21 protein-coding genes and 1 pseudogene are annotated in these 22,073 nt (G+C 54.1%); 19 read left to right on the forward strand and 3 right to left on the reverse strand.

Translation table 11 applies throughout. From position 1 onward, the window contains the following. Nucleotides 1–2 precede the first annotated feature (2 nt). Nucleotides 3–1,697, reverse strand: coding sequence for a ShlB/FhaC/HecB family hemolysin secretion/activation protein (locus tag ACERJC_RS13165; RefSeq protein ID WP_373671847.1), 1,695 nt, complete (start codon nt 1,695–1,697; stop codon nt 3–5). A 486-nt stretch (nt 1,698–2,183) separates the two neighbouring features. Here ACERJC_RS13165 and ACERJC_RS13170 point away from each other — a divergent pair. Further along, nucleotides 2,184–2,510 (forward strand): annotated as a pseudogene (locus tag ACERJC_RS13170) (recombinase family protein); the annotation flags it as partial. On the opposite strand, the gene ACERJC_RS13175 reads toward ACERJC_RS13170, so the two are convergent. Further along, nucleotides 2,488–3,240 (reverse strand): hypothetical protein, encoded by a 753-nt coding sequence (locus ACERJC_RS13175; RefSeq protein WP_373671848.1) that lies wholly within the window; start codon nt 3,238–3,240, stop codon nt 2,488–2,490. The pseudogene ACERJC_RS13170 and the gene ACERJC_RS13175 sit on opposite strands and share 23 nt — an antisense overlap. Before the next feature lie 499 nt (nt 3,241–3,739). On the opposite strand from ACERJC_RS13175, the gene ACERJC_RS13180 reads away from it, so the two are divergent. From ACERJC_RS13180 to ACERJC_RS13265, 18 genes are all read left to right on the forward strand, one after another. Next, a complete protein-coding gene (locus ACERJC_RS13180) occupies nt 3,740–4,612 on the forward strand; it encodes a DUF6998 domain-containing protein (RefSeq protein WP_373671849.1) in 873 nt (290 codons plus the stop codon). Nucleotides 4,613–4,980: 368 nt separating this feature from the next. Then, entirely contained in the window at nt 4,981–5,334 is a 354-nt protein-coding gene (arsR, locus tag ACERJC_RS13185) for an As(III)-sensing metalloregulatory transcriptional repressor ArsR (RefSeq protein ID WP_286632253.1), read from the forward strand. Nucleotides 5,335–5,381: 47 nt separating this feature from the next. Continuing rightward, nucleotides 5,382–5,744 carry an arsenite efflux transporter metallochaperone ArsD gene (gene arsD, locus ACERJC_RS13190; protein WP_373671850.1) on the forward strand — a complete coding sequence of 121 codons (363 nt, stop codon included), beginning with the start codon at nt 5,382–5,384 and terminating at the stop codon, nt 5,742–5,744. 17 nt (nt 5,745–5,761) lie between these two features. Next, the gene (gene arsA / locus ACERJC_RS13195) at nt 5,762–7,513 is read left to right on the forward strand and encodes an arsenical pump-driving ATPase (protein ID WP_373671851.1); all 1,752 of its coding nucleotides are present in this window, start codon (nt 5,762–5,764) and stop codon (nt 7,511–7,513) included. A gap of 46 nt (nt 7,514–7,559) precedes the next feature. Beyond that, nucleotides 7,560–8,849, forward strand: coding sequence for an arsenite efflux transporter membrane subunit ArsB (gene arsB / locus ACERJC_RS13200; RefSeq protein ID WP_373671852.1), 1,290 nt, complete (start codon nt 7,560–7,562; stop codon nt 8,847–8,849). Between the two features lie 12 nt (nt 8,850–8,861). Further along, nucleotides 8,862–9,287 (forward strand): glutaredoxin-dependent arsenate reductase, encoded by a 426-nt coding sequence (gene arsC / locus ACERJC_RS13205; RefSeq protein ID WP_373671853.1) that lies wholly within the window; start codon nt 8,862–8,864, stop codon nt 9,285–9,287. A gap of 295 nt (nt 9,288–9,582) precedes the next feature. Beyond that, entirely contained in the window at nt 9,583–10,587 is a 1,005-nt protein-coding gene (gene cuyA / locus ACERJC_RS13210; RefSeq protein ID WP_373671854.1) for a D-cysteate sulfo-lyase, read from the forward strand. Then, complete coding sequence (gene cuyB, locus ACERJC_RS13215) at nt 10,580–11,299, forward strand: cysteate racemase (protein ID WP_373671855.1); 720 nt, start codon at nt 10,580–10,582, stop codon at nt 11,297–11,299. Before cuyA ends, cuyB begins: the two co-directional genes overlap by 8 nt. A gap of 56 nt (nt 11,300–11,355) precedes the next feature. Beyond that, nucleotides 11,356–12,363, forward strand: a complete 1,008-nt coding sequence (locus tag ACERJC_RS13220; protein WP_373671856.1) for a taurine ABC transporter substrate-binding protein — start codon at nt 11,356–11,358, stop codon at nt 12,361–12,363. After that, the gene (locus ACERJC_RS13225) at nt 12,360–13,130 is read left to right on the forward strand and encodes an ABC transporter permease (RefSeq protein ID WP_178825182.1); all 771 of its coding nucleotides are present in this window, start codon (nt 12,360–12,362) and stop codon (nt 13,128–13,130) included. The genes ACERJC_RS13220 and ACERJC_RS13225 overlap by 4 nt, the downstream gene beginning before the upstream one ends. Further along, nucleotides 13,130–13,906: an ABC transporter ATP-binding protein gene (locus tag ACERJC_RS13230; RefSeq protein WP_373671857.1), complete on the forward strand. Its 777-nt coding sequence runs from the start codon at nt 13,130–13,132 to the stop codon at nt 13,904–13,906. The genes ACERJC_RS13225 and ACERJC_RS13230 overlap by 1 nt, the downstream gene beginning before the upstream one ends. A 53-nt stretch (nt 13,907–13,959) precedes the next feature. Next, complete coding sequence (locus tag ACERJC_RS13235) at nt 13,960–15,177, forward strand: M20 family metallopeptidase (RefSeq protein ID WP_373671858.1); 1,218 nt, start codon at nt 13,960–13,962, stop codon at nt 15,175–15,177. 22 nt (nt 15,178–15,199) lie between these two features. Continuing rightward, the gene (locus ACERJC_RS13240; protein ID WP_373671859.1) at nt 15,200–16,762 is read left to right on the forward strand and encodes an ABC transporter substrate-binding protein; all 1,563 of its coding nucleotides are present in this window, start codon (nt 15,200–15,202) and stop codon (nt 16,760–16,762) included. Nucleotides 16,763–16,774: 12 nt separating this feature from the next. Further along, nucleotides 16,775–17,731: an ABC transporter permease gene (locus tag ACERJC_RS13245; RefSeq protein ID WP_286632245.1), complete on the forward strand. Its 957-nt coding sequence runs from the start codon at nt 16,775–16,777 to the stop codon at nt 17,729–17,731. Next, the gene (locus tag ACERJC_RS13250; protein ID WP_371895146.1) at nt 17,728–18,588 is read left to right on the forward strand and encodes an ABC transporter permease; all 861 of its coding nucleotides are present in this window, start codon (nt 17,728–17,730) and stop codon (nt 18,586–18,588) included. The genes ACERJC_RS13245 and ACERJC_RS13250 overlap by 4 nt, the downstream gene beginning before the upstream one ends. After that, nucleotides 18,581–19,570 carry an ABC transporter ATP-binding protein gene (locus ACERJC_RS13255; RefSeq protein ID WP_373671860.1) on the forward strand — a complete coding sequence of 330 codons (990 nt, stop codon included), beginning with the start codon at nt 18,581–18,583 and terminating at the stop codon, nt 19,568–19,570. Before ACERJC_RS13250 ends, ACERJC_RS13255 begins: the two co-directional genes overlap by 8 nt. After that, complete coding sequence (locus ACERJC_RS13260) at nt 19,567–20,367, forward strand: ABC transporter ATP-binding protein (protein ID WP_373671861.1); 801 nt, start codon at nt 19,567–19,569, stop codon at nt 20,365–20,367. The genes ACERJC_RS13255 and ACERJC_RS13260 overlap by 4 nt, the downstream gene beginning before the upstream one ends. 211 nt (nt 20,368–20,578) lie before the next feature. Beyond that, nucleotides 20,579–21,613 (forward strand): LacI family DNA-binding transcriptional regulator, encoded by a 1,035-nt coding sequence (locus ACERJC_RS13265; RefSeq protein ID WP_152402234.1) that lies wholly within the window; start codon nt 20,579–20,581, stop codon nt 21,611–21,613. Between the two features lie 40 nt (nt 21,614–21,653). Here the strand turns inward: ACERJC_RS13265 and ACERJC_RS13270 are convergent, their stop codons facing one another. Next, on the reverse strand, nt 21,654–22,073 hold the full coding sequence (locus ACERJC_RS13270) for an RbsD/FucU family protein (protein ID WP_152402236.1): 420 nt from the start codon (nt 22,071–22,073) through the stop codon (nt 21,654–21,656).

Below are 22,073 nucleotides of genomic sequence, written 5' to 3' on the forward strand. Positions count from 1 at the left end.
CCTTAAAACGCCACCGCCATGCGGTAATAAATAATGAGATGATCCGGGGCCAGCCAGTCCGGGTATTTCACAGGCGTTCCCACGGTAAACTGTGTCGAAAACCAGCGGTTCGCGCTGGTCAGCCCGACTGAAGCGCCCCACAGCGTGCCGCTGGCATACGGGTCCTGGTCGTCCTGTTTCAGCCAGCCGCCATCCAGCGCCGCCATCGCGCTGATCTGCCCCATCCACGGCAGGGTAAACAGCGAGTAATTCAGCTCATTTCGCAGATAACCGCCATTGTTGCCGGAGAGATACTGTTCTTTAAAACCGCGGACAGAGCTTTCTCCACCCAGTGTGAGCTGTTCAGATCCGTAAAGCCGGTCCGGTGACCACTGAAAGTAAATGCTGCTGAGCCACCAGAGATCGGCTGCGACGGGTCGCTGGAAGCTGCCGTTGAAGCTCCATTTGCGGAACTCCGCTTTCGGCACATCGCCATATTTGTCGTGATCGTCTTCCGCGCCCAGCCACGGTACGCCGTGGGTAAAAGATGGGTTGAGGGTCGCCACGCCACCGAACATTTTTTGCGTGTGATTGATGCCGAACATCACGCTGGAGAGCTTACGGCTGCTGGATCCCAGCAGCACGTCATCCAGATAATTGCGACTGATGCGGTGGGTGATGCCGGTGGTAAGACCGGTTTTGATATCGCCGTTGCGAAACACCACCCATGAGCCGATAAGCCGGTGCGTTTTGCTGTCGCCGGTGGAGCGCCACGGCCAGCCATTGTTATCAATGGTGTTGATGTAGTTGCTCCAGCTGTAGCTGTAATCGAGCAGACCGTAGCCATACGGCACGCTGACACCCGCGGCAAAATTCTGCGCATCATGCGAGTTTGAAAAATCGCTGCTGCGTCCGCCGCTGATAAACCATTTATCCGCCAGCCCAAGCAGGTTATTGCCGGTCAGCGCACCGCTGAACTGGCCGGTCCCCGTACTTTTCTGCCCGCTGTTGTCGAAACTCACTGAGCCGCTGAGCGGAAATTCCGGGGCGGCGGTAAGGTTGACAATTGACCAGCCCTGTTTGTCGCCAGGCTGGATTTCAATTTCCACCGGAACCTGCCGCACGCGGTTTAACTGCTCCATACCCTGTTCGATGTCGCGCAGGTTAAGGATTTTTCCTTCCAGCCCGGAGAACGTCATGGCGAGCGTCCGCTGCGGTACACCTTCCAGGCGGATTTGCTGTAACCGGCCTTCCAGCACCGTCAGATGCAGCACTCCGGAGGAGAGGTCCTGCTCAGTCAGAAAGGCACGGCTGGTGATATAACCCCGGCTGATATACCAGTCAGAGACGGCGTTAGTGACCTGCGTCAGCCGGGTCATGTCCAGGCACTGATTCAGCCAGGGGGCGGTAACGGTGGCGGCGTCGCGTGGAGAGAGCAGGGTGGCATCACGCACTTCAATACGGGAAATGGTAAAGCACGGGCCTTCAGTGGTCGGGGGCACGACAGGTGCAGATGAGCGGGGTAGCGGTGTGCTGCGCTCCAGTTCATCACGCTGACGCTGGTTCTGTTCAAGCAGCTGTTGTTGTTGCTGTTGAATGGTATCGCGGTCAGCTGGAGAGAGTGGAGCCGCTGTGGCACGCACGCACGCTACCGCCAGAATGGTGATACAGAAGAGGCGCGTGACGACGGAAAAACCGCGTACTGGCTTCCTGCCCATTGCTTGTCCTTAAGTAAAAAATTGTATGAAAATTGTTCTAGAAAATAAGGCATTAGTAAGATTTTGTAAATAACATTATTGATTTTGTGCATATGATAACTAAGGCTAATATATTTTTTCGTCCCGCTGAAATGGCGAGAAAGTAATGCTTCAACAGACAGGAGTCAGATGTACTGAAGGCAATTGTCGGCCCGGCCTGCCGAATATGACCTGGATCGGGGATCCGGCATTTTCGGCAGCATGAAACTGACTACAGCGAGGTTATCCTTTACCTTTTGCACATCACCGTTCACATTCACCCCTTGATAGGCGTTCATGCTATTTTCTGGTTTATCGATACGAGATAACGGGTTGAATTCAAAGCATCTTTGCTTTGGGGGATAAGTTAGCTTATTACTTAATAATATTTTACTTTCAATTGATTAAGCTGTTAGTTCTAATTCCTTCACCGCCTTAAAAGTCTTCTCTATCAGTAAATTAAAGAGTGATTTATTATCAGCGTTCCCGAATCTGGCAAACCGAAATATCAAGTTTATCGTCCACCTGTCTGGTACGATAGATCTCACCTCTGCTACCGGTAAGGTCCTGCTGTCAATGTTGGTAGCGGTTGTGCAGATGGCGCGCGATCTGCTGATTGAACGCGCAGAGGTGGGGCTATCACGAGCAAAAGCCGAAGGTAAGAAACGGGGAAAATCCTTGATAATCGCTCCAGAAGCCAGTGACAGCGCGTTACCGCGTGAATACGATATTTCCAGAGCAACTATCGTCGCACTATTGCATCAACAAAGAATTAAAAGTTATTCATACAGTTAGTGTAAATGAATTTCGCTGAAACCTGAGCATCCTGTTTCGGGTGTTCATATACGTAGTCAACGAAAGTCTTATAGAGCGTAATCATCTGGGGAGTGACTTCGGACTTGCCATTCATATTATCGAGACGCTGATAATATTCTCCTTTGGTCATTCCACCGTTTCGGCCTTCGGTTACGTTTGCGGTAAATTGAGCCATACCCATGCACATTTGATCTTTGTCGCTACTCGCTTTATCCGGGTGGAGGGCACCTTCAAGCACTTTATCACCACTAATGACATGTTGCGCCCACGCTGAATTGTTGGCGATAAACTTTTTGGAGCCAGTGGCAATACCGTATTCGATGCGAATGCCATTATCGTGATAACTGCCATCTGCGTCTTTGGTTGCGAGCTTTAATGAGATTCGGCAACCGGGCAGCGTTTTGTTTTCCTGAACAGAAACTATCACCGTGTCCGTGTCGCAATCGGCAAAGCTGTATTCGGGATTAACGTAAGTATTCGTTTTAACCAATAACCCGGTTAAACCGTTTTTATAGCCTTTTGCCGGTAGGGTTTTGTAGGCGTTGCGGTCGCCCTTTTTTATCGCTTCACGGAAGTGATCCATTCCGATACGTGTAGCCAGTTGATCAATGCTTTCGGTTGCGTAGGATGATGTTGACGCTGTGATGAGTAAAGTGCCTAACGCTGCCTTGCACATAAAGCCTGTTTTTCTAATCTGCTCTTTAAACATGTTGTTCTTTCCTCGAAATCCACCCATGCGGTGTTTCTAACAACATAATAAACGTTTGATTCATAATATCACGATAAGTGAGTGGCTCTTTAGTGGTCATCTGCGCAAATTCAGCGATGAAAAAGTCCCTTCGAACCCTGTTTGGACAACGAGTAAAAGCATTGTGCATTGCCACCGGAATGCGTCAGAAAGCTTTTGCTGAACGGTGCGGATTAGCACGTCGCTGTTGTACGTAGTATGGGGACCGCAAAGCGGTGCAGGCCCAATACCAATGGTCATTGAGGTATCGTATCTGCGCTCAAATAAGATAGGCTGAAACAATAGAGTAGATGTCATATTCTGAGTTTTAATTACGGGATGGGTAAACAGATACCGGGTGCGAATAATAATTGTCTGCCTTATCTAAAACTGATAGCTATAAGTGTCTATAAAAAATCAAAATACAGATGCGCTACGTAGGCGTTACAGTGGCGTTTCACTTCAGTCAGGGCGAAAAATTATGAAAAATATAAATTTAATATCAGATGGTTACCTGGCCTCGTTGAGTAATCTTGAGTTACTGTCACTTCATTCCAAAATTTTGACAGTATTACGTTCGAGAGAGGTTATACGCACCAAGAATAATCCTGTAGGTGATTACGCCGAATGGTTGGTTTCTAAAGCGCTAGGTATGACTCTTCTCAGTAATTCGTCAGCGGGGGCTGATGCCATCGATGCTGATGGCATGAAAGTGCAGATCAAAGCGAGGAGAGTGACGCCGGATAATCCTTCCCGGCAACTGAGTGCGTTGCGAAACTATGAGGCCGCCGATTTTGATTATTTAATTGCGGTTATTTTTGATGAAAATTACAACATTCTTGATAGTTACAAAATCCCGCATGAAGTAATACGAGATTATGCTCGGCATAGTGTTCATGTTAACGCACACATCATTAACCTCAAGGGCGCGATTCTTACCGATCCCCGCGTTATGTCCATCAAAGAAAACTTGATTGTCAGCAATTCAGTTTCAGTAAATGAAGTCTCTTCCCAAAACCCTCCGCTTAACGCCATGGCGGACGTTTTGAATCAGCAAGAGAGGATAACAAGCCGCACTACGCTGACAGACCGCCTTAAGGCTATCGGGATGGAGTGTTTCGTAAACTACTACCATCGTTTTGCCGATTCAAATTTATCAAGCGCTGACATTATTGAGCAAATGCACTCACGTGAGGGGTATACAGAGAAAAGTTGCCGGACCCGTCTCAGTAAAGCGCGAAAAGTGATCAGGGATGGTTTAAGTATTGAAGCGTTGACGTTGGTTGCCGACTCTGGGCGAATACAAGATTCTGTCAGAAATGATGCGCTTAAGCTTATCAGCGTTCTGGAGTGAAAGGGTGTGTAAGTCGTTGTAGCGCATCCTACAAAGCATCGCGCTTTTGTTAATAAATCCATGAAATTACGAGCTGTCTGGAGCGTGGAGATTTCCGTCGCCCGCTCCAGACTCTGTTTCTCAAAACATCACCACTCTCAACTTTCCCTTGATAAATAAAGAGTCATTAAATTCTATTCATCAATTGAGTCCAACCCTTCTTGCTCCCTCAGGATCAGCCTGAATGTGGGAGTACGGTTTAGCTGAAAGGCCAGTCAACGGTGTGGCGGCGTATTCAATCATCTCTCATTTCACATATGAAAATTCAAATATAATTTTGACATTTTATGGTTACAGAGAGAGACTGCCAGACAGAAGCAGGAGGGCTTATGCCGCAATTATCATCAATACAACTCTTCAAAAACCTCTCCGATGAAACCCGTCTGGGCATCGTGTTGCTGCTCAGGGAGATGGGGGAACTGTGCGTGTGCGATCTCTGCACGGCGCTGGAACAGTCCCAGCCCAAGATCTCCCGTCACCTGGCAATGCTTCGGGAAAGTGGATTATTGCTGGATCGCAAGCAGGGGAAATGGGTTCATTACCGCTTATCTCCGCATATTCCTTCCTGGGCTGCGCAGGTGATTGAGCAGGCCTGGCTAAGCCAGCAGGACGACGTGCAGGCCATCGCCCGTAAGCTGGCATCGGCTAACTGCTCTGGTAGCGGTAAAGCTGTTTGTATCTAAAAAATTTGCCTGTACATATATGTTTTTACGAATGTGAGGTGTTAAAGATGAAGGCGTTAACGGTGTTTGATCCGGCGATGTGCTGCAGTACCGGCGTTTGTGGTTCCGATGTCGATCAGGTTCTGGTCGATTTTTCTGCGGATGTGCAATGGCTGAAAGGGCGTGGCGTGCAGGTTGAACGTTACAACCTGGCGCAGCAGCCCATGAGCTTTGTTCAGAACGAGAAGGCGAAAGCATTCCTCGACGCATCTGGAGCTGAAGGGCTTCCGCTGCTGTTGCTGGACGGTGAAATGGTGATGGCGGGGCGATACCCAAAGCGCGCTGAGCTGGCTCGTTGGTTCGGTATTCCGCTGGAGAAAGTGGGGGTAGCTCCCACTCGCTGTTGTGGTGGTAATACGTCCTGTTGTTGAGTATGTCAGGAGGACATATGAAATTCTTACACAATATCCCGCCTTACCTGTTTTTTACCGGTAAGGGCGGCGTGGGTAAAACCTCCATTTCCTGTGCAACGGCTATCCGCCTGGCAGAGCAGGGCAAGCGGGTTTTGCTGGTGAGTACCGATCCCGCCTCCAATGTCGGTCAGGTATTCGATCAGGCTATCGGTAATACGATCCAACCCGTGGCTGCTGTGCCCGGTCTTTCAGCGCTGGAGATCGACCCACAAGAAGCCGCTCAGCAATACCGGGCCAGAATCGTTGATCCTGTTAAAGGCCTTCTGCCCGACGACGTCGTAAACAGTATCAGCGAACAGCTCTCGGGCGCCTGTACGACGGAGATTGCGGCATTCGATGAGTTCACCGGCTTATTGACAGACGCCACTCTGCTGACCCGCTTCGATCACATCATTTTTGATACTGCCCCAACGGGCCACACTATTCGTCTGCTCCAGCTTCCCGGCGCCTGGAGTCGTTTCATTGAAAGTAACCCGGAGGGTGCTTCCTGCCTTGGGCCGATGGCCGGGCTGCAAAAGCAGCGCGAGCAGTATGCTCATGCGGTTGAGGCGTTATCCGATCCCGAACGCACACGCCTGGTACTGGTCGCACGCCTACAAAAATCCACGCTGCAGGAAGTCGCCCGCACGCATGATGAACTGTCAGCCATTGGCCTGAAAAATCAGTATCTGGTTGTTAATGGTGTTCTGCCCAAAACCGAAACGGAAAACGACGTATTGGCCGCTGCGATATGGCAACGGGAGCAGGAGGCACTGGCAAATCTTCCTGCCGGGTTATCTGAGTTGCCGACAGACACGCTATTCCTTCAGCCGCTGAACATGGTTGGCGTGTCCGCCCTGAAAGGGCTGCTCAACGAATGCGCTGAGCCAGCACGGCTTCCTGAACAGCGCGCACAATACAAGCCAGAGAATATGTCTCTGTCTGTCATGGTCGATGATCTCGCCCGCAGTGAACACGGTTTGATTATGCTGATGGGCAAAGGCGGGGTGGGTAAAACCACGATGGCTGCGGCAATTGCGGTACGACTTGCGGACAGGGGTTTTGATGTGCATCTCACTACCTCAGATCCTGCTGCACACCTGAGTACAACGCTCAATGGCAGCCTCAAAAACCTGCAGGTCAGCCGAATCAATCCTCATGATGAAACCGAACGCTATCGCCAGCACGTTCTTGAGACCAGGGGCAGAGATCTGGATGCAGCAGGGAAACGGCTACTGGAAGAGGATTTACGTTCCCCTTGCACAGAAGAAATTGCGGTGTTTCAGGCGTTCTCACGCGTGATCCGTGAAGCAGGTAAACGGTTCGTGGTCATGGATACGGCACCTACCGGGCATACGCTGCTGCTGCTGGATGCAACCGGGGCTTATCACCGTGAGATTGCTAAGAAAATGGGTGACAAGGGTCATTTTACCACCCCGATGATGCAGCTTCAGGATCCGGAACGTACCAAAGTTCTGCTTGTCACTCTGCCTGAAACCACACCTGTGCTGGAAGCGGCAAATTTGCAGGCCGATCTGGAACGCGCGGGGATCCACCCCTGGGGCTGGATAATCAATAACAGTCTTTCCATTGCCGATACTCACTCACCACTGCTTTGCCAGCTCGCCCAGCAGGAACTACCACAGATTGAGGTTGTTAAGCATCAGCATGCTGACCGTATAGCACTTGTTCCGGTTCTGGCCTCAGAACCCACTGGCATCGAAAAACTCAGGGATTTAGTGGGTTAATTTTTTGGATATACATGGCGGCGGAGTCGCCCTGTCTGGAGGATGTATGTTACTGGCAGGTGCTATTTTTATCCTGACCATTGTTCTGGTTATCTGGCAGCCGAAGGGAGTAGGGATCGGCTGGAGTGCGATGTTGGGCGCGGTGCTGGCGTTAATCTCGGGCGTTGTACACGTGGGCGATATTCCGGTGGTATGGAATATCGTCTGGAATGCGACGGCAACGTTTATTGCCGTGATTATTATCAGCCTGCTTCTGGATGAATCCGGCTTTTTCGAATGGGCGGCACTGCACGTTTCGCGCTGGGGAAATGGTCATGGCCGTTTGCTCTTTACGTATATCGTTCTGCTTGGCGCAGCGGTCGCGGCGCTGTTTGCTAACGATGGCGCAGCGCTTATTCTGACGCCGATTGTTATCGCCATGCTGCTGGCATTAGGGTTCAGTAAAGGCACTACGCTGGCATTTGTTATGGCTGCCGGGTTTATTGCCGATACGGCCAGTCTGCCGCTTATCGTGTCAAACCTGGTGAATATCGTTTCTGCTGATTTCTTCGGACTGGGGTTTACTGAGTATGCGTCGGTAATGGTGCCGGTGGATATCGCCGCCATTATCGCCACACTGGTGATGCTGCATCTGTTCTTCCGCAAAGATATTCCGCCGACTTACGACCTGGCTCTCCTGAAAGCACCGGCGAATGCGATTAAAGATCTGGCAACCTTCAGAACCGGCTGGATAGTGTTGATCCTTCTGCTGGTTGGCTTTTTCGTCCTTGAGCCGCTCGGTATTCCGGTCAGCGCGATTGCGGCTGTTGGCGCTGTCATCCTGTTTGCGGTGGCGAAACGAGGCCATGCCATTAATACCGGTAAAGTGCTGCGCGGTGCGCCCTGGCAAATCGTCATCTTCTCGTTGGGGATGTATCTGGTGGTCTACGGCCTGCGCAACGCCGGGCTAACGGAATATCTCTCCGCTGTGCTGAACGTGCTGGCAGATAAAGGACTTTGGGCCGCGACGTTGGGTACGGGCTTCCTGACGGCAATCCTGTCTTCCATCATGAACAACATGCCTACCGTGCTGGTTGGCGCGCTCTCGATTGATGGCAGCACCGCAACCGGCGTAATCAAAGAGGCGATGATTTACGCCAACGTGATTGGCTGCGACCTGGGGCCGAAAATTACCCCTATTGGTAGTCTGGCAACGCTGCTCTGGCTGCATGTCCTTTCACAGAAGAACATGACCATCACCTGGGGGTATTATTTCCGCACCGGGATTATCATGACGCTACCCGTGCTGTTTGTAACGCTGGCCGCGCTGGCGCTACGTCTCTCTTTCACTTTGTAATGAGATACTGATATGAGCAACATCACTATTTATCACAACCCAGCCTGCGGCACGTCGCGTAATACGCTGGAGATGATCCGCAACAGCGGTACTGAGCCGACGATTATTCATTACCTTGAGACTCCACCGTCACGCGATGAGCTGGTCAAACTCATTGCAGATATGGGCATTTCAGTCCGGGCCTTGCTGCGTAAAAACGTTGAGCCTTACGAAGAACTGGGGCTTGCGGAAGATCACTTTACTGACGATCAGTTAATCGACTTTATGCTTCAGCATCCGATCCTGATTAACCGTCCGATTGTGGTGACGCCGCTGGGAACGCGTCTGTGCCGTCCTTCAGAGGTGGTGTTGGATATTCTCCCTGATGCGCAAAAAGGCGCGTTCGCGAAAGAAGATGGCGAGACAGTGGTTAATGATGCCGGTCAAAGAGTGAAGTAAACATCAGGGGGGAGGAATGTCCCCCTGTTTGTTGACCATTTAAATTATTGACCTTTTAAACAACGCATGATTTCTATGAAGTAAGCCTTCCTGTAACGCTTTGCGGAAGGAAGGCGTTATTCTTTTTTGCCGCAAGCCATTCCAGAACAGAATATATCTTATCCTGTCAGCCACTCTTTTTCTGCTTATTCATTTTTCGGTAATCGTTATTTATTATTCTTGATTGGCCCCATCTGGCAGATGTGTATAGTGAATTTCACTTTTATAAAGCCCTTTTTATTAGCAAGGAGCATTTATGCATCTGGCCCGGTTTCCACGAATTTCACTTGGTCATTTTCCCACGCCGCTGGAGCCGCTGAATAATTTAAGCAAATTATTAGGCGGACCTAAAATATGGATTAAACGCGACGACGCAACCGGTCTGGCAACGGGCGGAAATAAAACCCGCAAGCTGGAATTCCTGCTGGCGGATGCGCTGGAGAAAAAAGCCGATGTGGTCATTACCCAGGGGGCGACGCAGTCAAACCACGTGCGCCAGACGATCGCGGGCGCCGCACGTCTCGGGCTGAAAGCGAAGGCGCTGCTGGAAAAACGCGTTACCGATTTTGGTGAAGATTATCAGCGTTCAGGTAACGTATTGCTGGATACGCTGCTCGGCGGCGACATCGTCGCCCACCTGCCGGGCGGTACCGATATGCAACAGGCGATGGAGGAATACGCGGCGACGCTGCGTGAACAGGGGCACACGCCGTATATCATCCCCGGCGGGGGCTCGAACCCGATCGGCGCGCTGGGCTACGTGGCCTGCGCGGAAGAGCTGTTGTACCAGTCATCAGAGCGCCGTCTGCGCATCGATCATGTGGTTCACGCCACCGGCAGTACCGGCACGCAAGCTGGGTTAGTCGCCGGTTTTACCGCCACCAACAGCCATATTCCAGTACTTGGCATTAGCGTGCGGGCGCCAAAAACAAAACAGGAAGAGAACGTCTGGAATCTGGCCTCGCGGACGCTGGATCTGCTCGGTGTGCCGGGGGAACTGTCGCGTCATGCGGTGGTGGCGAACAGTGATTATGTCGGTGATGGGTACGGTTTGCCGACAGAAGGCACGCTGGAAGCGTTGGCGCTGCTCGCCCGCCATGAAGGCATTCTGCTCGATCCGGTCTATTCCGCCAAAGGCATGGCCGGGCTTATCGATCTCATCCGTAAAGGCCATTTCCGTCAGGATGAAAACATCGTGTTTATCCATACCGGCGGCGCGGCGGGTCTGTTTGGTTATCGTCAGGTACTGGAGCATGTCTGAGCCTTTCCTGCTTGGCGTACTGGGCGGTATGGGGCCGCTGGCAACACTGGATTTTCAGCGCCGCCTGCTGGAGGTCACGCCCGCACAGAGCGATCAACAGCAGATCCCCACGGTCGTCTGGAATGTGCCGCAAATTGTCGATCGCCAGGACGCGCTGGCGGGCAAAGGGCCATCGCCCCTGCCGCAGTTGCTTTACGCTGTTGAGAAGCTTAACCAGGCGGGGGCAAGCCATATCGCCATACCGTGCAACACGGCGCACCACTGGTACGACGCGCTGAGTGAAGCCAGTAATGCGCCCATTCTGCACATTGTTGATGCCACGCTGGATGCGCTGTCACAGGCTGAGGATAAGCCTCAGCGGGTGGGGGTGATCGCCACCAAAGGCACGCTGGAGGCGGGCTGGTATCAGGAGCGACTGGCAGCGCTGGGTATTGAGGCAATCGTGCCAGTCCCTGAGGAACTGGATCACTGGTTTGTACCGGGCTGCTACGCAGTAAAACGGGGTTCGCTAAATGAAGGTGGGGAATTACTGACGTTGCAGGCCAACGCACTGTTTGCCCGGGGTGCGCAAAAGTTAGTACTGGCCTGTACCGAAGTGCCGGTTGCGCTGGAAGCGGCCAATGCGCCTTTCCTCCATCTCACCTGGGATCCGGCTCAGGCACTGGCAGAGCGATGTTCACAATTATGGCAAACCTACGCACAGTTTAATTAGAACGCTGTCCGGTGCGATAACGGACGATAAATTCAGAACAATCACGGGAAAATAAAATGAAGAAAAGTCTCTGCTTATTAATTGCAGCGGGTGGGGTATGGGCAAATATAAGTTTTGCTGCAACGCTAACTGAAGTTCGTGTGGCCTATAGCGGCGGTTCCCAGGTATTAATGCTGGCAAAAGCCGACGGCTCTCTGGATACCGCGTTAAACAGCAAAGTGAAATGGGTGCAATTTGCCTCTGGTGCAGATGCTTTGAATTATTTCGCCAGTAACGCGATCGATATTGCCAATTTTGGTTCCAGCCCGGCGACAGCGGGTATTGTGCGTAAATTACCGGTCGAAATAATTGGCGTTTCGGGCGTGATTGCCAGCTATGAGCGACTGATCGGCAAAGACGGCATTGTGAAAATCAATGATATCGAGGGCAAGCGTGTCGCCTATCCACCCAATTCAACGGCACAGTACGCTCTCGAAGCCGCGATCGATGTAAACAAACTGGATCGCAGCAAAATTACGCTGCTGCCGCTGCGTCCGGCAGAAATGGTGGCGGCCTGGAAACGTGGTGACATTGATGCTGGTTATGTCTGGGCGCCGTTTGCGCAGGAGCTGGAGGCCTCGGGTGGCCATCAGGTCTTTGCGACCAAAGATCTGCAGAAAGAGGGTTACCTGATTTACAACAACTATGTGGTGCGTAAAGCCTTTGCCGAACAGTATCCGGAAGCGGTGACCGCCTTCCTGCGCGTACACCAGCAGAAAGTGGATGAGTTCAGGAAAGATCCGGAACGTGCCGCAGCCATTGTCGCGAAAGAAGTGGGTGCTCCGGTCACCACCGCCGCCAATACGCTGGGCGGGTTGGAATATCCCACGTTGGCCCAGCAAGGGACGGCTGACTGGCTGGGAAATGGCACCCAAACCACAGACAGTGGTATTGGCAAAGCGTTGACCAAAACCTCCCGCTTCCTTGCCGACATCGGTGAGATTCGCAAGCGTGATATTCCCGCCAACTGGGATACCGCGATTGATTCCCGCTACATTCGTGATGCGGCGGTGGCGGCGCAATGAGATTGAGTCAGCATATCGCCATCAGCGTGGTGTCGGTGGCGATTTTCTTTATCGTCTGGCAGGTGGCGGCAACGCAGCAGTGGGTCGATCCGCTGCTGTTACCTTCGCTGACGGACATCGGTTTGACGACTGAAGAGCTTTTGGCCGATGGCTATCGCCAGGTACCGCTCTGGGAACACATTGCGGTGAGCCTCGCGCGTGCACTTGGCGCATTTTCCGTGGCGATTATCATCGGTATTCCGCTGGGTTTACTGATGGGGCTGTCTGATGGCCTGGCGGCGGTGCTTAATCCCTTCGTGCAGTTCCTGCGTCCTTTGCCAAAAATTGCGCTGATCCCGCTGGCCGTCGTCTGGCTGGGGATTGGCGAGGCCTCCAAGTTTTTCCTGATTTTCATCGCCACATTTTTGAGCGTGGTGGTGGGTGCATCGGCGGCCGTTGAGCGTATTGGTCGTTCGCGCATCCGCGTGGCGCAGACGCTGGGCGCATCACGCAGGCAAATCTTCCTGCGCGTGGTGTTGCCGGATGCGCTGCCGGATCTCTTTACCACCGTCAGGCTCTCCATTGGCATCGGCTGGACGTCGCTGATTGCCGCAGAGATGGTCGCTGCCAGCTCTGGTCTGGGCTGGATGGTGATCAACGCCAGCGCTTACTTGCGCACCGATATTGTCATGCTTGGTATTTTGCTGTTGGGCGGTATTGGCTATCTCCTGGATTTATTGCTGCTGGGGTTACAGCGCCTGACGGTGCCCTGGGCGGGGAAAGAATAATGAGTGCTATTAACCTGGAAAATGTGTCGCTCTCTTTTGCGGCGAAACCGCAGCCGTTTACGGTGCTGGAAGATATCAACCTGAGCCTCAACAGCGGCGAGTTTGTGGTCCTGCTTGGGCCGTCTGGCTGTGGTAAATCCACCATCCTGAACCTGGTCGCCGGGTTTAGTAAACCGGATCGGGGGCGAGTGGTGGCTGGCGGCAAAACGGTACGACAGCCTGGTCCCGATCGCGGGATGATCTTCCAGCAACCCAACCTGTTCCCGTGGCTGTCGGTGCTGGAAAACGTCACCTTTGGCCCACGTCTGGGCAAACACCACAAGGATGAAACCAACGCACAGGCGCAGGCATGGCTTGAGCGAGTAGGGCTGAAAGGCTTTGAACATCACGCCCCCTGGCAGCTTTCAGGCGGCATGAAGCAGCGCGTGGCGCTGGCACGTGCCTGGCTTCCCGGCCCGGAAGTGCTGCTGCTGGATGAGCCGTTCGGCGCACTGGATGCCCAAACCCGGCTGATGATGCAGGAACTGCTGCGTGAGGCCTGGCTTTCCACCGGCACCACGCTGCTCTTCGTCACTCACGATGTCGAAGAGGCGCTGTTTCTCGCCGATCGCATTCTGATCATGTCAGCAAAACCCGGAAAAATCGTCGATGAGATCGTTCTGCCCTTTGGCCGCGATCGGGATATCGAAACGCTTGCCGAACACCCCGCCTACAGCGAGATCAAACATCACGTTCTGCATCGGGTGCGCCAGGAGGCGAAACGGCACTTATCTTAAACGTAGTTCCCGGTGTCGGGAATGAATCAACCGTCATGACTGAGGTGGAAGCAATGAGCAACAGCGAATTACGAGACCGTCTTGAAACCAGTATTCAACAGCACCGGGATGAATATGTGGCCATCGCCAAAGATATTCACGCCCACCCGGAAACGGGCAACAACGAGTTTTACGCCAGCGGCCTGCTGACTCAACTGCTGGAAAGGCACGGCTTTGTTGTCACCCTCAATGTCGCCGGCCATGAAACGGCTTTTTATGCGGTAAAGGAGAGCGGCAAACCCGGTCCAACTATCGCGTACCTCGCGGAATACGATGCGCTTATTGATATTGGCCATGCCTGTGGGCACAACATCATTGGGGTCACCAGTATCGCCGCAGCGGTTGCCCTTAGCGAAACGCTGGACACGACAGGGGGTAAGGTAGTGGTACTCGGTACGCCTGCGGAAGAGGGCGGACTGCGGGGTAAAGGCGGCCCGAATGGTAATGTGAAGGCCCGGTTCGTGGAGCACGGTTTCCTGAAGGACGTCGATGCGGCGCTGATGATCCACCCGGCGGGTAAAACGCGACTGTCTGGCCCGTCGCTGGCAAACAATCATCTGTACTTCCATTTTTATGGCAAACCGTCCCACGCGGGCAGCTCGCCGCATAAAGGCGTGAATGCTCTGGATGCGCTTGTGCTGCTCTACAACGGGATCAGCGTTCTGCGCCAGCAACTGCCGGACGGCATCCGCGTTCACGGCATTATTACCAACGGCGGCCAGGCGCCGAATGTGATCCCGGAGTATGCCTCGGCGCACTATTACATCCGCGCCCATACCCGTGAAGAGGTGGTAGCGCTGGAACCGCGCATCCGCGCGATTGCGGAAGGTGTTGCGCTGGCAACCGGCACCACGGTGAAAATTGAGCACCAGGTCGGGCCGCGAGATTTCAATATCAACCACACGCTGAACGGCGTGCTGCTGGACGAGTTCACCGCCGCAGGAGAAAACGTCGAGCTGAAGGAAAAAGAGGGGCTGGGCTCCACCGACGCAGGCGATATCAGCCACGCAGTGCCGACCGCACATCCGTACATCAAGATTGGCCCCGATGAGTTGATTGGACACACCGTGGCGTTTCGCGAAGCCGCGAACTCAGTGCAGGGATATGACGCGCTGATCGCGGGGGCACAAGTGCTGGCGCGAACCGGGCTGCGTCTGTTAACCGATGCCGCACTGCTGCAGGAAGCGAAAGACGAATTTGCCGGGCAAACCGCCGCCACGCAAGCCGCATGACCTTAGCCGGAGTATCATAACAATGAAAATGCTGTTTTCTGCCGCCGCACTCCTGCTGGCGGCGGTTTTACCCCTGGGAAGCGCGCAGGCTGAGAACGTCGATCGTAACGCTTCGCTGAATATTGCCTACGGAAACCGGCCGGGCACGCTGGATCCTTATCTGACGACCAACAACGCCACCTCAGACGTGGACAGGCATATTTTCGAAACGCTGTTCACCATCAACGCTAAATTTGAGCCCGTACCGGAGCTGGTGCAACGCTATACCCTGAGCGACGATCGCAAGACCTACACCTTTGTATTGCGCGATGGGATCCATTTTCATGATGGACAACCGCTGACTGCCGATGACGTGGTGGCGTCAATGAACCGCTGGCTGGCGGTGTCCACGCAGGGGAAAGCCAACCTCCCCGGCGTGCAGTTCAGTAAGGTGGATGATAAAACAGTCACCTTTACGCTGCCTGCTCCGTCGCTCATTACACTCAACGTGCTGGCGGACGTGAAGAACATTGCCGCAATTATGCCGAAACGCATTGTCGACGAGACCAACAGCAGCAAGAAGCCGATCGCCGAGCTGATAGGCACCGGCCCTTACAAGCTGGCGGAATTCAAGCCTGGTGATTATTTGCATCTGACCCGCTATGACCAGTACCAGTCACGCGCCGAACCGGCGAGCGGCCTGTCGGGCGAAAAGAAAGCGGACGTGAAGGACATCTGGTTCCGCTATATAACCGATGAATCCACGCGCCTGGCCGGGGCGATGACCGGTGAATACGATCTGGTATTCCAGTTGCCGAAGGACAATATCGACACGCTTAGCAGCGCGCCGGATCTGTCGCTGTTTCAGCCGCAAAGCGGCGGCTCGCTCATTACCTACCTGTTCAATAAAAACCAGGGGCCGTTCGCCAACGTGAAGCTGCGGCAGGCATTTAACCTGGCGCTCGACGTTCATCAGACGCTGCTGGCGGGTTACAGCGATCCGCGTTTCTTCAAAGAAGATCCCTCACTGGGCTTCCCGGATCAGGTGGACTGGTACAGCGAAGCCGGCAAACCCTTCTGGAATCAACATAAGCTGGACGAGGCTCGTGCGCTGGTGAAGGCCTCGGGCTACAAGGGTGAAGAGGTGGTGATCATTGCCACTAAAGAGTATGCCGAACTGTATAACCTGGCGATTGTGGCCCAACAGGTGCTGAAACAGATTGGCGTGAAATCGCGGCTGGACGTGTACGACTGGCCGACGGTGCTGCAACGCCGCCAGGATCCGAAAAACTTCGATCTCTGCGCGCTGGAATTCTCTATGCGTCAGGTACTGCATCAGTATCCTTTCCTGGATTCCCGGGCGAAATTCCCCGGCCTGAGCAACAGCCCGGAAATTGACAACGTGCTGGATCAGATTAAACAAGCGTCGTCACTGAAAGCGGCCAAACCGTTGGTGGATAAACTGAACACGCTGAGCTGGCAATATCTGCCGGTTATCGTGCTGGGCCGTACTACGCCGGATGCGGTGGCGATCAAAAGCAATGTGAAAGGCTACCAGGATCTGATAGGTCCCGTACTGTGGAACGTTAGCGTGACGAAACCCTGATGGAGAAAGGCGATGAAAAGATACCTTTTTCACCGCCTGCTGGCACTGCTACCGGTGCTGCTGGTGGTGTCGGTGGTGGTGTTCTGTCTGATTCACCTGGCGCCGGGCGATCCGGCGCTGGTGATCCTGGGGAACGATGCCAGTCCTCAGGATATTGCCGCGCTGCGCCAGCAGATGGGGCTGGACAGGCCGTTGCTTGTGCAGTTCTTTAGCTGGTTTGGCGAGATACTGACCGGCGATCTGGGGCATTCACTGTTTTTGAATACCAGCGTCATGTCGCTGTTTTTACAGCATCTGACGCCGACGCTGGCGCTGGCGTTATACGCCCAGCTCATCGCGCTCATTCTTGGGCTGGCGGGCGGCGTGGTAAGCGCCTGGCAACATGGCGGCATCGCGGATCGCATCATTCGTATGTTGGCGACGTTTGGCATGTCGGTGCCGGGGTTTTTGCTTGGCCTGTTTTTGATCTTTTTCTTTGCCGTTCAGCTGCGCTGGTTTCCGGTGGTGGGCTATCGCTCCACCAACGACTCTTTCTGGTTAAACGTCTGGTATTTAACCTTGCCCGCATTCGCGTTGGGACTGCGCATTGCCGCGCTGATAGCCCGTATGACCCGGGCTGTGATGCTGGATGTCATGCAGGAGCCTTTTATCAACACCGCACGGGCAAAGGGGGTTCCGGAGCGGCTGGTGCTGCTGCGGCATACTTTGAAAAACAGCCTGATCCCGATTCTGACCATTTGCGGCGAATCGTTCGCCTCGCTGGTGACCGGCACTCTCGTTATCGAGAGTGTGTTCGGTATTCCGGGCGTGGGTTCGCTGATTGTGGATTCGATCGAACGGCGTGACGTGACGGTGATCCAGGGCGTGGTGCTACTGATCACGGTTTGTTACGTGTTGATCAACCTGGCGGTGGATCTGCTGAGCTATCTGGCCGATCCGCGACTGTCTATAGACGGAGGGGAAAAATGAACCTGTCGAGAAATCCGACGCTGTTGATCTGGCCCGCCGTACTGGTGGCGATCGTACTGCTGTCGTTTTTTGCCAGCCTGGTGAGCCCTTACGATCCCTACAGCATCGATCCGTTAAGCCGCCTGAAACCCCCTTCCGTTGAGCACTGGTTTGGTACCGATAACTTCGGGCGAGACCTTTTTGTTCGCGTGGCGCTTGCGGTACGGGTGTCGTTCTCGGTGGGTGCTGCGGTGGCGCTGATTGCAGGCGTCACGGGGATCATCATCGGTTTACTGTGTGCCTGGTATCGTCCGGTCGACAGAGTGTTAATGCGTGTCTGCGATGGTCTGTTCGCGTTTCCATCTCTGTTGCTTGCCATCGCCATTGTGGGGGTATTGGGGCCGAATATCGCCAACGTGGTGCTGGCGTTGTCGCTGGTTTACGTACCGTCGATAGCCCGGGTGATCCGCGGTGCGGCCATGGTCATTAAAGAGAAGAATTTTATCGAAGCCCTGCGCGCGCAGGGGGCGAACGCTTCGCGCATTATCTGGCTGCACCTGCTGCCTAACGTCATCTCACCGTTTATCGTGCAGGTGAGCTGGGTATTTTCGGTGGCCATTCTTACCGAGGCGGCGCTGAGCTTTCTCGGCTCCGGCGTGCCTGCACCAATGCCCAGCCTGGGCAACCTGTTACTGGAAGGTAAGGCCGTTATCTTTAACGCGTGGTGGATGACCTTTTTTCCAGGGGTTGCCATTGTCCTGCTGATCCTGGGGCTGAATATCATAGGCGACGACCTGAGAGATAATGCCGATCCCAGCCTGAAGCCTCTGCCGCGTCGCGTGTTACGGCGGTTAAAACAAGGAGGTCGCCATGGCTGATATCTTGCTTGACGTGAAGGATCTTGAGGTTCATTTCGCTACCCGGCAGGGCGTTGTCTCTCCGGTGCGTGGCGTCTCCTTTCGGGTTAACACACATGAGACTCTCGGTATTATTGGTGAATCCGGCTGCGGTAAGAGCGTGACCGCGCAGGCACTGATGGGGCTACTGTCTCCCCGTACCTGTCGGGTTCACGGTGAGGTAACGCTGGCAGGAAAAGCATTGCATTCGCTGTCGGCGAAAGCGCGCCGTCAGCGAAACGGGCATGAAATGGCGATGATTTTTCAGGACCCGCTCGCCAGCCTGAACCCGGTGATGACCATTGGCTTGCAGATTGATGAGAACCTGCGGCTGCATACCTCGTTGAATCGAGCGCAGCGTCAGCAGAAAATTATCAGCCTGTTGACGCAGGTTGGTATTGTCGATCCTGCCCGCAGCGCGGGTGCCTGGCCGCATGAACTCTCTGGCGGTATGCGTCAGCGTGTGATGATTGCAATGGCCATTGCGACGTCACCGTCGTTGCTGATTGCCGATGAGCCCACCACGGCGCTGGACGCCACCATTCAGGCACAAATCCTCGATTTGCTGGAGGACATTAACCAAAAATCGGGTATGGGTATTGTCATTATCACGCACGATCTGAGCGTGGTCGCACGGCTTTGTCAGCGGGTGGTGGTGCTCTATGCCGGACAGGTTGTGGAAGAGGCGGATGTACACACGCTGTTTGAGCGTCCACGTCATCCATATACCCGTGCGCTGCTGGCGGCGCGTCCGTCGGCGGATCACACACCGAAAACGCCGCTGGCGGAAATTCGTGGTCAGGTGCCCGCGTTGCATGACTTGCCTTTAGGCTGCACTTACGCCGATCGCTGCCCGCTGGCGCAACCGCGCTGTCGGGCACAGGCACCTGAACTGCGGGCGGTAGGGCGCAAGGCACAACAGGTTCGCTGCTGGCGAGCCGACGAAGCGGGAGTGTTGAGATGACGACACCGTTGTTAAGCGTTAAAAACCTGTCGAAAACCTTTAGCCGTCGTGGGCAGTCGGTACAGGCGGTTGATAACATCAGTTTTACCCTGAATGCGGGCGAAACCTGGGCGCTGGTGGGGGAATCCGGCAGTGGAAAAAGCACGACCGGCCGCCTGGTGCTGGGGTTGACGTCCGCAAGCGCGGGCGAGATAGCGTTTGAGGGGCGACCGCTTGCGGGGCGTAACGCCGTTGGATGGCGGAGCGTGCGCCGCGACATGCAGATGATTTTTCAGGACCCGCTTTCATCGCTCGATCCAAAACGCACCATTGGCTATAGCCTGGAAGAGCCGCTGATTATCCATGGCGCCGGTAATCGCAAGGCGCAGGTTGCTGAGATGCTGGAGCAGGTTGGCCTGCGGCCACAGGATAGCGCCCGCTATCCGCATGAGTTTTCCGGCGGTCAGCGCCAGCGTCTCGGTATTGCCCGGGCGCTGATCCTGAAGCCGAAGCTGATCGTCTGTGATGAGCCGGTTTCCGCGTTGGACGTCTCGATCCAATCGCAAATTCTCAATCTGCTGATGCGATTACAGCGTGACTATGGGCTGGCGTATCTCTTTATCTCTCATGATCTTAACGTGGTCAGGCACATTGCTGACAGCGTGGGGGTGATGTACCGGGGAGAGATCGTTGAGCAGGGAGAAGCCGCAGAAGTCTTTGCTGCACCGCGTCATGACTACACGCGCTATTTGTTGAATGCCATTCTGCCTGAGTATCCCGACACGCAGGGAGAAACACGCATCGTCGCTAACGGTTAAGTCTGCAAAGGGGGCATCCCCCCCTTCTACTGACACTTCTCCTGTTAATCCTCGTCTCTCGCTCAACTCCGTTTTCTTTTCGCCAACACATTGCATTGACAGCAGGACCTGTAACGTTACACTAAACCGTTGTAGTTCATAATTCCTAAGAAGATGGCGATGCCGGGTGTTAGTGTCTTCCGCCATTCATCGATTGCCGCAAAGGAGATGTATGGCGAATATTCGTGATGTCGCAAAGCATGCTGGCGTTTCCGTCAGTACGGTATCCAATGTGCTCAACGGTCGTACCGATCAAATGCGTGCTGAAACGCTGGCGCGCATCCAGCAGAGCATGCAGACGTTGAATTACTTTCCAAACCGGGTGGCGCAACAGCTCAAAACCGGGCAGGCCAAAATGATTGGCCTGCTGGTGCCGTCGATTGTGAATCCCAGCTTTGCCGCCCTGGCCCGTGAAGTTGACCTGGCGGCCAAAAAGCGTCAGTTCCGGGTGCTGATTGGTAATACCTACCGGCAGATTGAAGAAGAAGAGGCCTTTCTGGACGACATGTTTTCTCACGGCGTCCGCGGGATTATCGTTGCCGCCTGCGATATTGAAAAAGCGCACTTTGCGCGAGCGGTAGAGCAGGGCATGGTGATGGTGAACTATGATGGCCGCATGCCTGCGCGCGCTCAGTCAGACCATTTTGCGCTGGACAGCGTATCCATGGACAACATTGATGCCGGGCGAATGGCGGCAGAACACCTGATCGCGCAGGGATGCCGTCGTCTCGCATTTGCCACGGTGGAAGGGATGACGCCGAGCCGCGCGCACAAAATCGAAGGCTTTCTTCGTGCGGTGCAAGACCATGGACTTTATCGGGAAGGGATGATCATTGAAGGCCAGGCCGTGGCCGCCTATGGCGACACGGAAATGACGGAACTTGGGCGGGCGCTGGCGTTAAAAATCAGCCAACAGCCGGCGTTCCCGGATGGCATCGTGGCAATCAACGACGCCCTGGGTATTGGTCTGATGGCTGGTCTGCATCAGGCGGGGATCCATGTGCCGCAACAAATTTCTATTGTGGGTATCGACAATATCCCGCTCTCCGGACTGGTTTTCCCTGGCCTGACCTCCATCATGCCGCCCCTTCGGGAGATGGCAGAGGTGATGGTTGAACGGTTGATTGACAGGACCGAAAACCCGGCCATTCCGCCAGAGGAGTTTCTGTTCCCTCCGTCGTTGGTCTCCCGGCAATCGGTACGGTAACGGCGTGGCAGGAGAAGAACATTACGTTCTTCTCGTTTTGTCATACCAGCGTTGGGGCTACGGTCAGCAGGATATTGGCGAAGCGGCGGGTTTCTCCGGACGCGATAACCAGGATAGTGTCGGACGATTTGGCCAGCGAATAAAACGCGTTGCGTTCAACGTGCTCAAACTCGATGGTCTCAGAAAGCATGCCGCGGTATTCGCGCTCGACCGTATTATCAAAATCCGCCGGGCTTGCCATTAACGTGGCTTTTTCCACATTAATATAGCCGAGGATTTTCTCCAGAATGACGACGCTGCCGATCATTCCCGGAGTGAAATTAAGCCAGATAATCCGTGCCTGCGCAGAGGTATTGGTTAAAAAAGAATAATTGGCATCGGTGATTAAAATATTCGCCTTGTGTCCGCACTGTGCCAGTGCCTGTAATAAATCAGGATGAATAATATCTGACTTGATCAT

The organism is Citrobacter telavivensis (assembly GCF_041807075.1).
Lineage (GTDB): Bacteria > Pseudomonadota > Gammaproteobacteria > Enterobacterales > Enterobacteriaceae > Citrobacter_A > Citrobacter_A telavivensis.

Bases quoted from the DNA above. Each gene is read 5' to 3' on its own strand.
- ACERJC_RS13165 (WP_373671847.1), bottom strand. From the start codon at position 1,697: ATGGGCAGGAAGCCAGTACGCGGTTTTTCCGTCGTCACGCGCCTCTTC.
- ACERJC_RS13175 (WP_373671848.1), bottom strand. From the start codon at position 3,240: ATGTTTAAAGAGCAGATTAGAAAAACAGGCTTTATGTGCAAGGCAGCG.
- ACERJC_RS13180 (WP_373671849.1), top strand. From the start codon at position 3,740: ATGAAAAATATAAATTTAATATCAGATGGTTACCTGGCCTCGTTGAGT.
- arsR (WP_286632253.1), top strand. From the start codon at position 4,981: ATGCCGCAATTATCATCAATACAACTCTTCAAAAACCTCTCCGATGAA.
- arsD (WP_373671850.1), top strand. From the start codon at position 5,382: ATGAAGGCGTTAACGGTGTTTGATCCGGCGATGTGCTGCAGTACCGGC.
- arsA (WP_373671851.1), top strand. From the start codon at position 5,762: ATGAAATTCTTACACAATATCCCGCCTTACCTGTTTTTTACCGGTAAG.
- arsB (WP_373671852.1), top strand. From the start codon at position 7,560: ATGTTACTGGCAGGTGCTATTTTTATCCTGACCATTGTTCTGGTTATC.
- arsC (WP_373671853.1), top strand. From the start codon at position 8,862: ATGAGCAACATCACTATTTATCACAACCCAGCCTGCGGCACGTCGCGT.
- cuyA (WP_373671854.1), top strand. From the start codon at position 9,583: ATGCATCTGGCCCGGTTTCCACGAATTTCACTTGGTCATTTTCCCACG.
- cuyB (WP_373671855.1), top strand. From the start codon at position 10,580: ATGTCTGAGCCTTTCCTGCTTGGCGTACTGGGCGGTATGGGGCCGCTG.
- ACERJC_RS13220 (WP_373671856.1), top strand. From the start codon at position 11,356: ATGAAGAAAAGTCTCTGCTTATTAATTGCAGCGGGTGGGGTATGGGCA.
- ACERJC_RS13225 (WP_178825182.1), top strand. From the start codon at position 12,360: ATGAGATTGAGTCAGCATATCGCCATCAGCGTGGTGTCGGTGGCGATT.
- ACERJC_RS13230 (WP_373671857.1), top strand. From the start codon at position 13,130: ATGAGTGCTATTAACCTGGAAAATGTGTCGCTCTCTTTTGCGGCGAAA.
- ACERJC_RS13235 (WP_373671858.1), top strand. From the start codon at position 13,960: ATGAGCAACAGCGAATTACGAGACCGTCTTGAAACCAGTATTCAACAG.
- ACERJC_RS13240 (WP_373671859.1), top strand. From the start codon at position 15,200: ATGAAAATGCTGTTTTCTGCCGCCGCACTCCTGCTGGCGGCGGTTTTA.
- ACERJC_RS13245 (WP_286632245.1), top strand. From the start codon at position 16,775: ATGAAAAGATACCTTTTTCACCGCCTGCTGGCACTGCTACCGGTGCTG.
- ACERJC_RS13250 (WP_371895146.1), top strand. From the start codon at position 17,728: ATGAACCTGTCGAGAAATCCGACGCTGTTGATCTGGCCCGCCGTACTG.
- ACERJC_RS13255 (WP_373671860.1), top strand. From the start codon at position 18,581: ATGGCTGATATCTTGCTTGACGTGAAGGATCTTGAGGTTCATTTCGCT.
- ACERJC_RS13260 (WP_373671861.1), top strand. From the start codon at position 19,567: ATGACGACACCGTTGTTAAGCGTTAAAAACCTGTCGAAAACCTTTAGC.
- ACERJC_RS13265 (WP_152402234.1), top strand. From the start codon at position 20,579: ATGGCGAATATTCGTGATGTCGCAAAGCATGCTGGCGTTTCCGTCAGT.
- ACERJC_RS13270 (WP_152402236.1), bottom strand. From the start codon at position 22,073: ATGATCAAGTCAGATATTATTCATCCTGATTTATTACAGGCACTGGCA.